General features: G+C 44.9%; 8 protein-coding genes. All 8 read left to right on the forward strand.

Annotation, left to right across the window (positions count from 1 at the left end):
• Window positions 1-61: 61 nt before the first annotated feature.
• The 8 genes from PCH02S_RS10525 to PCH02S_RS10560 all read left to right on the forward strand — a co-directional run bounded on the left by PCH02S_RS10525 (window position 62) and on the right by PCH02S_RS10560 (window position 12,602).
• A complete protein-coding gene (locus PCH02S_RS10525) occupies window positions 62-2,266 on the forward strand; it encodes a glycoside hydrolase family protein (RefSeq protein WP_127452688.1) in 2,205 nt (734 codons plus the stop codon).
• 121 nt (window positions 2,267-2,387) lie between these two features.
• A complete protein-coding gene (locus tag PCH02S_RS10530) occupies window positions 2,388-3,182 on the forward strand; it encodes a helix-turn-helix transcriptional regulator (protein ID WP_127452690.1) in 795 nt (264 codons plus the stop codon).
• Window positions 3,183-3,349: 167 nt separating this feature from the next.
• Window positions 3,350-5,650: a glycoside hydrolase family 95 protein gene (locus PCH02S_RS10535; protein ID WP_174806764.1), complete on the forward strand. Its 2,301-nt coding sequence runs from the start codon at window positions 3,350-3,352 to the stop codon at window positions 5,648-5,650.
• A 188-nt stretch (window positions 5,651-5,838) separates the two neighbouring features.
• A complete protein-coding gene (locus tag PCH02S_RS10540; protein ID WP_127452694.1) occupies window positions 5,839-7,698 on the forward strand; it encodes a cache domain-containing sensor histidine kinase in 1,860 nt (619 codons plus the stop codon).
• The gene (locus PCH02S_RS10545; protein ID WP_127452696.1) at window positions 7,673-9,301 is read left to right on the forward strand and encodes a response regulator; all 1,629 of its coding nucleotides are present in this window, start codon (window positions 7,673-7,675) and stop codon (window positions 9,299-9,301) included. The genes PCH02S_RS10540 and PCH02S_RS10545 overlap by 26 nt, the downstream gene beginning before the upstream one ends.
• Window positions 9,302-9,460: 159 nt before the next feature.
• Entirely contained in the window at window positions 9,461-10,777 is a 1,317-nt protein-coding gene (locus PCH02S_RS10550; protein ID WP_127452698.1) for an ABC transporter substrate-binding protein, read from the forward strand.
• 86 nt (window positions 10,778-10,863) lie between these two features.
• The gene (locus PCH02S_RS10555) at window positions 10,864-11,748 is read left to right on the forward strand and encodes a carbohydrate ABC transporter permease (RefSeq protein WP_127452700.1); all 885 of its coding nucleotides are present in this window, start codon (window positions 10,864-10,866) and stop codon (window positions 11,746-11,748) included.
• Window positions 11,749-11,756: 8 nt separating this feature from the next.
• The gene (locus PCH02S_RS10560) at window positions 11,757-12,602 is read left to right on the forward strand and encodes a carbohydrate ABC transporter permease (protein ID WP_127452702.1); all 846 of its coding nucleotides are present in this window, start codon (window positions 11,757-11,759) and stop codon (window positions 12,600-12,602) included.

Consider the following 12,602-nt stretch of genomic DNA (forward strand, 5'->3'; position numbering starts at 1 on the left):
GAGGGATATGTGTGTTTATATATATCCCTTATTCATTTTCTAATTCTAAGGAGGAAACTTCATGAAGCTGGAATTCGGCAACTATATCCTGATCTCCAAAGAGGGTGGCATAGAGGTTCAGAAAAATGGCAAGACGCTCTATTTCAACAAGCGGCCGATGTTCGTGACGATAAAGACTGCCTTTGCCGTCAATGAGTTTTATGAGCAAGCATACGCCGAAATCACGGCTTACGGTGATAAAATCGTGGCTGAAGGTACGTTAATTGTACCGACAGGCTCAGAATTCTTCTTCTCTGACGTATATGAAGTGGTCAAGACAGGGTTCAAGGTAAGCAGGAACGTCAAGGTGTTGAAAGCGGGGGACGACCTTGGCTTTTCTACCAAGATCTCTTTGACGATTGCGGAATCGGATGACGTTCATGACTATCACTGCTTCGCACCCGGTGTCTGGTATAAGCAGAACGAATTCGCGCCTGATTACGCAATGGGCAAAGACCTGAACAACGAATATTTCTGGCGGATGGAAACCAATTACGCCTTGCCGTTGTTCGCGATGCAGCACATCGCTTCAGGAGAAGCTGCGGCACTCTCTCGCTGGGCTGCGGATGTAACCATGCAGTCTACGGACATTGTTAGGTCCGAGAATAACACGGACCCGAAATGTACCATCGGAGCCATCGGAATGAGCAAGCCGGAGAGCAAGACGCTGAACTATTTGTATTACGGCTTTGGTGTACGCAAGGCATTAGAGATAGAGATCGACGGCCTGTCGATCGATTATGTGTATCCGGGCTGCGATGGCGAGATGCCTAGAAGAAATCAATATGAGGGTCTGGACTACAGTCAGAAAACGAAAAGGTTTCAACGCGTTAACCATCCCGTAGAGGTTGGATTTGAGCAAAATTACGCCGTCGGCATTCAATTCGGCCATTATGGCAGCTTCCAGTCGATGATGAGAGAAATTTGGCGGGACACCTATTCCCGGCTGCGCGACAAGTTATTCGAAGTAGATAATGAACTTTATTTTCATAATTGCATGAATATTCTGACTAAATTTACACGTCAATACGGGGATTCGTATGGATTGCCTTTTTCTTGCCAATTGCCCAACATGGATATCTCTAGCGTTTCTTTCCAGTTCGGCTTCGTTGGGCAGCAGCCCGGGATCGGATATCAGCTGCTTCGTTATGGCGATAAAGAAGGCGTGCCTGAGGCGTTTGAGAAAGGCGTGAATGTCATCGACTTCTGGGTGCGAACGGCTATGACGGATTCGGGCTTGCCGCAAATGTGCTATAACCCGAACATCAGGGGATTCGAGCCGTATCCGCACTATATCCGGATGCTGGCCGACGGGATCGAACCGATCCTGGACGCCTTTCTCTACCTGCGCGAAAAAGGGGACCTGCGACCGTCTTGGCTGGAATTTTGCAGAAAAACGGCCGATTGGCTCGTGGATATTCAGAATGAAGATGGCAGCTATTACCGGGCTTATCATACCGACAGCTCCATCCGCATGGACTCGAAGGCCAACACGCCTAGTGTGATTCGTTTCCTGGTCCAATTCTATCTTGTGTCCGGAGACGAGAGAGTTAAGGCTGCAGCGATCCGTGCCGGAAATTGGTCCTTTGATTGTAATTACCGCAATATGGAGTATCGGGGTGGTACATGCGACAACTCCGACATTCAGGATAAAGAGGCTGGCATTTATGCTTTATTCGGTTTCCTTGCCCTATATGATCTGACCGGCGAGGAGAAGTGGCTGGAAGGAGCAATTGGCGCTGCTGATTATACCGAGACGTGGACCTACGCCTGGTCATTCCCGGTACGCACGCTCTGGCCGAAACATCCGTTCAACCACTATTCGATCAGCGGCCAGAGCATCATCACGATCGGAGGGGGGGCCGACGTGTATATGGCCGCCTGCTCATACACCTATTACAGGTTGTATGTCATTACAGGAGATGAACATTATCTAGACTTCGCCGAGTTCATCCACAAGAACACCAGGCAGTCGAGCGACGTGGATGGCAGCGTCGGATACGCCATGCCCGGCTTGGGTCATGAAAGCGGCAACTTTACGACGCAAACCCTGCAAAGCCACTACCACTGGCTGCCATGGTGTACCTATGTGGAAGTCGATCCCTCATCGAGGTTGTATGACACCTTCGGAGGTTACGAAATTGCAGATGCGCAAAAGCTCAGCACAGAGGAGCGGGCGAAGAAAAACCGCATCTATGACACCTATACAAGGGGAGTTCTTTCTTGACATATTGACCAGAACAGCGCCGATAGGCGTCGTTCCTTTGCTTCGTTGACTGTTTTCAATCAGTAATATATGCTAATAAATAATTGATGCAATGTTATTTTTTGGATACTGGAGGATCATGATGACCAACATTTTTTATGTTGAGTATGATGCCGCTCACGCAAGCAATTTTGTGTTCGATATCCCAGAGGGCCATCATTGTTGGCTGCTCGTCGTGACCCATACACCTGCCCTGTTTTGGGTTAATGGAGAATTGAAGGAGTACCCAGCGCATAGTGGGGTGCTATACCATCCTCACCAAAAAATTTATTACCGGGCATGTGAGGAACAATATAAGAACGACTGGATTCGTTTTGAATCCAAAGAATCATACGTAATGGAAACTTCGCTTCCATTCGGAGTGCCCTTTTCGTTAAATGACCCTGAATATATCCATAAAATTTTCCAACTCCTCGTCAGCGAACACTCTTTTCAAAAAAATTATAAAGAATCATCCATTGACTGTTTACTGAGAACCCTGTTTAACAAGTTGCTGGAATCTTATTTTCAAGAAGTCATCACGCCTCAATACTACAATTTGTTGACGCTTCGGACCGCCATTTACAGTAATCCTAGCCAGGATTGGGCGGTTCCGAGAATGGCTGACTCGATCCGAATCAGTCCTGGGTATTTGCAGACCATTTATAAAAAGACATTCGGAATTTCTTGTATGGATGACGTGATTACAAGCCGCATCCGCCAAGCCAAGGAATATTTATTGCACGGTTCACTGTCCATTGCGGAGGTCTCCTTACGCTGTGGGTACAACAATGTGGAGCACTTTTGCCGACAATTTAAGCAGATTACGGGCTCTACACCAAGAAAGTTTCACAAGCAGCTGAAAGCCGCTTCTTCTGAGAGGGCCGCTAGAACATAGTTTATACAACTAAACAGAAGTGGACGCAATGGCTAACTACTAGCCAATAAAGATCTACTTGTAAAGGGAAACTGTAACCGGTAGGGCAACTATGCCTCTACCGGATTTTGGTTACTTATGATAGATTCAGAGATACGAGGGTTGAGTCTGAGAAGGAGGGGAAGCAGTTGACAGATCTTAAGCTGTTATTTAGGAGTCCAGCAACGAAATGGAATGAGGCACTGCCAATCGGTAACGGCAGGCTGGGAGCGATGGTGTATGGACAGACGCAACAGGAAAGATTGCAATTAAACGAGGATTCCGTCTGGTACGGGGGATCACGTGACCGTAATAATCCGGATGCCATGGCAAATCTTCCGGAAATTCGCCGTTTAATATTTGAAGGCAAGTTGAAGGAAGCCGAGAAGCTCGCAGTCTTGGCGTTATCCGGGTTACCGGAATCGCAGAGGCATTATATGCCTCTAGGACATCTTTTACTTGACTTCACTCTGCCAGAAGGTGAACCGGACCATTACGAGCGTACGCTAGATTTGGAAAGCGGCACTGTTACCGTCACCTTCAGTCAGGGCGGCGTTTCATTTACGCGCGAGATTTTTGCTAGTTACGTAGATCAGGCTATCATCCTGAAGCTTACAGCAAACCGATCTGGTGAAATCGGTTTCACTTCGCGTATGGAGCGCGGCCGCTGGCGCTACGCCGACCATGCCGGAAGAGAGGGAAACAACACGATCTGGATGAGCGGTAATTGTGGCGGTGAGGGAGGCAGCCGATACGGTGCAGTACTAAGAGCAACAGCTGAAGGCGGCACAGTGAAAGCGATTGGCGAACACCTGGTCGTGGAGAATGCAGATAGCGTGACACTTGTTCTCTCGGCTGCAACGACATTCCGGTTCCTTGATCCTTTGGCGGAAGCGAGGGAAAAAGCGGAGAGTGCCGCCAATCTGGGTTATCAAGCGCTCTATCGGAGACACCTAGACGACTATACCGCATTATTCGGACGAGTGTCATTGTCATTGTCGGAAGACTTGGAAATCGGACGCATGAGTCTAACAGATCGCATGGACAGGCTTAGCGGTGGAGAATCTGACCCGGCCCTTTTTGCGCTTTATTTTCAGTTCGGCCGTTACCTGCTCATCTCCTCCAGCCGACCTGGATCGCTGCCCGCCAATTTGCAGGGCATCTGGAACGAGCACTTTCTTCCGCCTTGGGATAGCAAATATACGATCAATATCAATGCGCAGATGAATTATTGGCCGGCGGAATCGTGTGCGCTTTCTGAATGCCACGAACCTCTCTTTGAGCTGCTGGAACGGATGCGCGAGCCTGGCCGCCATACGGCGTCCGTCATGTACGGCTGCAGGGGATTTACTGCTCACCATAATACCGACATCTGGGCGGATACTGCTCCGCAGGATACATGGCTGCCCTCATCTTACTGGCCGATGGGCGCCGCATGGCTCTCGCTGCATCTGTGGGAGCATTATCAATTTACAATGGATGTGGAATTTCTCGGTAGGGCATACCACACCATGCGGGAAGCTGCGTTATTTTTAATTGATTATGTCGTGGAAACGCCAGGCGGGGAGCTGGTTACGTGTCCATCTGTGTCACCAGAGAATACATATATCCTTTCAAATGGAGAATCCGGCGTACTATGTGCAGGTCCATCGATGGACACACAGATCATTCGTGAGCTTTTCACAGCAGTGCTAGAGACAGAGCTGATACTCGGCACTGAGAAAAGTGAGACACTAGGACCTGAGCTACAACGAGTACTGATGAAGCTTCCTCAGCCGAAAATTGGACGGTACGGCCAGCTTCAGGAATGGTATGAAGATTACGAAGAGGCGGAGCCCGGTCATCGTCACATCTCCCATTTATTTGCCTTGCATCCTGGGAGCCAGATCACGCCCGACGGCACGCCCGAACTAGCGGCAGCTGCACTGTGCACGCTGGAGCGGCGTTTGGCGAATGGCGGAGGCCATACCGGGTGGAGTCGAGCGTGGATCATTAATTTCTGGGCTAGGCTTAGGAAAGGCGAAGAAGCGATGAACAATCTGAATGCGCTTCTCACCCACTCGACGCTGCCAAACTTTTTTGACAATCATCCCCCATTCCAGATCGATGGCAATTTTGGCGGCGCGGCTGCGATTGCTGAAATGCTGCTTCAGAGCCATGCAGGGCAGATCCATCTTTTACCTGCTTTACCTGAAGCATGGCGTTCAGGGAAAGTGACAGGTCTTCGCGCCAGAGGCGGCTTTACTGTCGACATGGAGTGGGCGGAAGGAGTTCTGAAAGCTGCTCGGGTAGTTTCTGATAGAGGCACTGCGCTATGCAAAGTGCGTAGCAGCATTCCAGTAACGGTGACGGCAAATGGAGCACCAGTTGATATTTTGCAGAAGGATGGGGTCGTTGTCTTCGAGACTGTCATTGGAGGCGTATATAACCTTGAGACCGCGATGACTTAAATGTCTTGTGGAGCAGCAGCAACCAAACTAACATTGTGGGAAGTAGTCCGGCATGAAGCCGGATTGCCCAATAATTTGTAAGCGTTTACAAAAATGGTAGGCGATGATAGTGCTGCGCAACGATTTCGAAGTTGCCCGCCTTCGCGCTCCGCGGTATCTACCTATTCGTCTACATAAGGAGGGAGAATATGGGGATTGGCTTGAACCGTTTTATTCGTAAAATGAATATTCAGAACAGACTGGTGATCTCTTTCGCGATACTATCCTTGATACCGCTATTAGTTACAGGTTATTTTGCTTACTACACTTCAAGCGAGGCAATAAAAACGAAAATTAGTACCTCTTCCATCCAGTTAATGAATCAGGTCAGTGAAAATATCCAAAATGAACTCATGAAGCTTGAAAATGACAGTGTGGATATCGCATTCTCCGATATTATCCAAAATACGTTGATTGATTTCCATACGATGAGTGAGTGGAAGAGGAATGACGCGGAGCTAAAAATGCAAAGTATGTTAGCAAAAAGGTTTTCATTCAATCATAGCGTTTCGGATGTTCTTGTATATACCATGCTGCAAGAAAAAATTATCGCTTATGGCGACGTTAGCTTCAAATTTAATCTTACCTCGGATTTTTTGAATGGTATTTTTGTCCAAACGGCAACGAATAACGGTGTTCCCCTATGGACGATCGAAAGCAGTGAAGACGAAGTAAGAGAGTCGAGCTATCGGAATACCAATTACGGCCGTGTAGGCATATTGTTAACTCGAAGCTTTAAATCTTTTGATGGGATTCCAATTGGATACATGATTATGAGGATTGACGAAAAGCATATCTTAAAGAAATTTAAAGATATAAATCTTGGTCAAGGGTCAGATATATTCATCGTAAATGGTAAGGGAACCGTTATTTCGGGCCAAAACCCGGAAATGGAAGCAGCCAAGCCTTATCTCGATCAATCGTTGATTGAGGAGCTTAAAAAGAACAAAGAAGATGATTCATATTCCTTCACCGGCACCATTTCAGGAAAACGAAATCTGATCGCTTATAACTATATACCTAGTGCCGACTGGTACGTGATCAGTATTATTCCGTTTACGTATTTAAATGATGAATCCATAAAGACAAGTATCTATATTATATTTTTGGGGATTTTTTGTTTTTTACTTGCGTTGATTCTGTCCTACTACGTTTCCAAAAGTATTTCGAAGCCTTTAAAGCATCTATTAAATTCAATGAATAACGTAAAAATCGGTAATTTAGTAACTCGTATCGAAGACAACAGCAGCGATGAGCTAGGGAAGGTTGCGACAAATTTTAATCATATGGTGGCTGAAATTAAATATCTGATCGACGAGGTGACCAAAAAAGAAAAATTGAAAAGGGTTGCAGAGCTGAAAACACTGCAAGCCCAGATTAATCCGCATTTTCTCTCCAATTCACTGAACACGGTCAGGTGGATGGCCAATATTCAGAAGGCAGAGAGCATTTCGAGCATCATCACTTCCTTGATCCAGCTGCTTCATGGATGTATGGGAAAAGGAAGTGTACTGATCAGCCTGCAGGAAGAAATCGAATACGTAAAAGACTATCTAAATATAATGGCCTTCCGGGATTATGATAAGTTTAGGGTACATTACGAAATGGAAGAAAGCATTATGGACTTTCATGTCCCCAAATTTATTCTCCAACCGATCGTGGAAAATTGTTTGCTTCACGGGCTTGAGCCGATGGAAGGCCAAGGCCTGATTAACATTAAAGGCTACAGAATCGGAGAGGATTTGAAAATTATCATCACCGATACGGGCATCGGTATAAATAACAAAACGTTAAATGATCTCATGGGGGAACCATCATCCAACAAAAAAAATGGACTGAGTGGGATTGGCATCCGAAATGTGGATGAAAGAATCAAGCTGTACTTTGGAGAAAAATATGGAATTGCCATTCAAAGCATTCCGAATCTGTACACAACCGTAGAAATTACTTTGCCAGCTGTGGGAGAGGAGAATCTAGGGAAATATGCTGAAGGTACTTATAGTCGATGATCATGCAGTTTCACGAACGGATTTGAAAACGATGCTCGATTGGGAGAATTACGGGTTTTATATTTCAGGTGAAGCTTATAACGGCATTCATGCCATGCAGCTTATGGAAGAGGATGTTCCGGATATCGTTATTACCGATATTAGCATGCCTGGCATGAATGGGCTCGGTTTGATCCAGCAGCTAGAAAGTGAGTATCCACAGGTTAGAATTGTTGTGCTAAGCGCTTATGACGATTTTGATTATGTCCGTCAGAGCATGAAGCGGGGAGCAATGGATTACGTGCTGAAGCATAGGCTGAATGCCTCCGTATTGCTCGATATTTTAAAAACGGCAGAAGGCTCGATTCTTGCCTATCGAAATGAACGTGACAAGCAAAATGAGATAAATCAAGAACTTATGATCGGCAAAGATCGTTCACGCCATGAATTTATTAGAAAGCTCCTTGAGGGCAGTTTTTCGGGACGGGAGGAAATCGTAAGCGAAATCAACCTGTTGGACATAACAATGGACACGGAAAACTTGATCGTGACAGCAGTGGAGATCGACGATTTTCGGTTTATTGAAGAGAGATTTACCATAAAAGAAGTCGATGTGTTCATACAAACGTTTCTCGATATATCCAAAGAAATTCTTCATGATTGGGATAAATCGGTTATTGTCCATACAAGCAGAGGAAAGTTTGCGATGATTTTTTCACTGGGACATAACCATAGCTGGATGTATATCCACAATCAGGTGTATACCTTTCTCAACCGAATCAGATCGGAGATCAAAAAGTATTTGAATATCACGGCCAGCTTTGGTGTAAGCAAGGTATGTCATGATATAAAGCAGCTCTACCACGCATACTCCGAAGCCGCATTAATCCTGGAGGACAAGTTTCACAAGGGGAAAAACGGCATTTTTATCGAAAGCACAACCAACAAGCAGGAACAAGGTTTTTTTTGCCTGGATATTAAGGATGAGAAAGCCATTTACGCAGCCCTGAAAAATCAGGATTTCGAAACGGTGAAAAGCTTAATTGATGCCGTTTTCAACAAAATTTCAAGCTTGCGTCTTAGCAGTAAATCAACCCAGATTATTTGCGCGGAATTGATTAATATTGTGAATAAAACGTCTAAAGACGCCGGTATTGAGATGTCGAAGTTGTATACGGCAGGGGACATTCCTTACAATTTATTGCAGAAATATGAGGTTCTACAGGATATTAAATCCTGGATTATGGATCTGTACCTTAGGCTTATTGAAATCATGAAACGGATGAAATACCGAGATTCACTTAGCGGCATTACCCATAAGGCGATGGAATACATCCAGAATAATTACAAAAACGATGTTTCGCTCCAGGATGTGGCCGAATTCGCCGGTGTTAGCAGCTCCTATATTAGCAGGGTTTTTAAGGAAGAGTGTCAGATGGGAATAACCGAATATTTAAATCATGTGCGCATTGAATATGCTAAGCAATATATGGAGTACGGTGAATTAAAGCTGAAAGATATTGTGAATGATGTAGGATTTAACAATTATAACTACTTTTTTAAGGTGTTTAAAGAAATGACGGGCATGACGCCTCTGGAATATGAGCAGACGTGCAGGAAATAAACGAGCGAATGTTTTTTTATAGATAACAAAATGTTGTAGTGGAGTGCAAAATATTGGAGTTCGGCCAATAAACGCAATTTGTATAATAAGAAATAGGTGAGTGGCGCTTCCAAGTTAGTAGCTGTCACCAAGAAATAATTATGAAGGGGGCAAGAGTATATGAGAAAAGCACTATTTACAGCGGTTGCTTCAGTGTTCCTGTTGACTTCCATTTTGTCGGGCTGCAGCAGCGATGAAACGGGGCCGTCAAAAGGAGACACTGCAAATGCCAAAAACGCGGTCAAGTTATCGCTGTGGACATTCCAGGACCTGCATAAGAAATATTACGAGAAAACCGCCGAGCTCTGGAATAAAAACAACCCGGACCAGCCCATTGAATTGTCTATTGACACGTATCCCAACGCAGAAATGCACAACAAACTATTAATCGCGTTGCAATCCGGCGTGGGCGCGCCTGATATTGCCGACATTAACATCAACTTCTTTCAGAACTTCCTTAAAGGCGATATACAGCTTGTGGAACTAAACAAAGTGATCGAGCCCGAGAAGGACAAATTCATCCAGTCCAGATTCGATATTTATAGCAAAGGTGGAAAATATTACGGCATTGATTTCCATGTAGGCGCAACGGTGGTTTACTACAATAAGGAGCTTATGGATAAAGCCGGCGTGAACGTGGATAACATTAAAACTTGGGATGATTATACCGAGGCCGGGAAAAAAGTAGTGGCTGCGACTGGCAAGGTGATGACCGCTTTTGAAGTTACCGGACAAAGGCCTTTCTGGCCAATGATCGTGCAAAGAGGCTCCGATTATTTAGATAAAGACGGCAAAGTTACACTCGATAACGATATCAATATTAAGACCCTTCAGGCGATGAAGGATATGATTTACAAGGATAAAATTGCGGTTCCTATGCCTGGCGGCAATACCGGGGCTGAAGAATTTTTCACTTACATGAACAAGGGAGAAGCAGCTTCACTTATCATGCCAATGTGGTACATGAGCAGATTCCTGGAGTATATGCCTGATTTAAAAGGAAAAATATTGGTGCGGCCAATGCCGGTATGGGAAAAGGGTGACGTAAGATCCGCAGGTATGGGTGGAACAGGTACAGCCGTTACCAAGCAAAGTAAGAACCAAGATATCGCTATGAAGTTCCTCGCATATGCGAAGTTAAGCAAAGAGTCGAATATAAGAATTTGGCAGGAACTGAAATTCGACCCGATCAGATGGGATGTTTGGAGTGACCCGGAGCTGCAGAAGCCTGATCCTTATTTCAACAATGAGAAAATATTTAATGTGCTTCTAGACATGAAAGAGGAGATCAAATCTCCGAATATGAGTGAGCTAAGCTCGGCTTCCCAAGATTTGGTCAATTCCAATGTGATGTTCAAGTCGTTAAAGGATCAGTCGCAGACGCCAGAACAGGCATTAAAGGCTGCAGCTGACGAGCTTCGTAAGCAGAAGAAATAGCAAATGGGCAGAATGTAGGAATGACGGCTGCAGAAACGAAGGAATGAAAACGGTTTCGGCAGCCGTCAAGCAGGGAGGTATACGATTTGAATCATCGGTTATTTTATTCAGAAAAGTGGGCTCCTTACTTTTTTGTATCTCCATTTGTGTTAGCATTTCTCATCTTTTTCCTCTACCCTACGGCATCCACAATCAACATGAGCTTTCACGAGGTACTTGGGCTTAACAGCAGTAAATTTATAGGTTTTGACAACTACAGGAGAATGTTTGATGAGCATTTTTTCAATGCGCTGCAAACCAATACGATCTACACCGTTTTGTCGCTGTTATTGTTAATACCGATTCCGATCCTATTCGCCGTTTTTCTGAACACCAAATTGGCTAAGGGAAAATCATTTTTTAAGTCAGTTATTTTCATTCCAGCCTTAACGTCTGTTATCGTAGCCGGTGTTTCCTTCAGGCTTATGTTCGGAGAAGCGGATACGGCTTTGATTAATTCCTTTATCTCTAAACTCGGTATTTCTCCGCAGAATTGGATTCTGAATTATAGTACAGGTATGATGCTGATGGTCATTCTCAATACGTGGAGAGTTGCAGGGATTAATATGATTTATTACCTTGCCGGTCTACAAAGCATCCCCGAAGAATTATATGAATCTGCTGAAATGGACGGGGCCAATGTCTTTCGCAAATTTTATTGGATTACGCTGCCGCTCTTAAAGCCGATTATTATCTACACGTTAACGATAGGCATTTTTGAAGGATACAGAATGTTTGGAGAAAGCTATGTATTCTGGAATGAAGGAATGCCGGGGGATATCGGGCTTACCATCGTGCGGTTAATTTACCAGCAGGCATTTCAGCGAAATGATATGGGTATGGGATCGGCCATTGGCATTACCCTCCTCGTGATCGTACTCACCGTTAATCTGGTGCAACTGAAATTGTTCGGGCTCTTCAATAAGGAGTGAACGGATCAATGAATACTAAGCTAAGAAGAAAGCTGTTGACGGCGCTCATCATCATTTTCTTTCTCATCGTCTGCTTTATTGTCCTGTTTCCCCTGTACTACATGTTTATGGCTTCTTTTAAGAGCTCCAAAGAGTTATTCCGAAATGGCATGGATTTCAGGATCATCCCAAGCCTTATGAGTCTTGACAACTACAAGCTATTGTTTTCAGGTAAAGGCAGTATTTACTTGTACTGGTATAGAAACAGCCTTAGTATCACAGCCCTTCATACCGTAGTTTCATTGTTTCTATCCTCGTTAGTTGGCTATGGTCTAGGGGCATATAACTTTAGAGGGAAAAATATTGTTTTTATGCTGGTACTGTTTGTCATGATGGTGCCCCTTGAAATACTCATGCTTCCTCTCTATAAGCTTATTGTGAAAATGGGCATCATTAACACGTATTACGGAGTTATTTTACCCTTTGTCGTATCACCTATGGCGATTTTCTTCTTTCGGCAGTACATAACGGGCGTTTCCAAAGATTATATGGACGCGGGAAGAATCGACGGATGCTCGGAGTTTGGGATTTTTATCCGAATTATGGCGCCCTTGATGAAGCCGGCTTTCGGTGCAATGGGGATCCTACTGGCGATGCAGAACTGGAACAGTTTTATATGGCCGTTGATTGTGCTGCGTACGAATAAGATGTTCACGATTCCTATAGGTCTTGCTTCGCTGATGTCGCCTTATGGCAACAATTACGATATGCTGATCGCCGGTGCCGTGCTTGCTATTATTCCGGTTATTCTTTTGTTCCTGGTCAATCAAAGGGCGTTTATTTCAGGCTTGTCCAGTGGCGGTGTTAAAGGCTAG

It is taken from the genome of Paenibacillus chondroitinus NBRC 15376, assembly GCF_004000765.1.
In the GTDB taxonomy this organism is placed as follows: Bacteria; Bacillota; Bacilli; order Paenibacillales; family NBRC-103111; genus Paenibacillus_E; species Paenibacillus_E chondroitinus.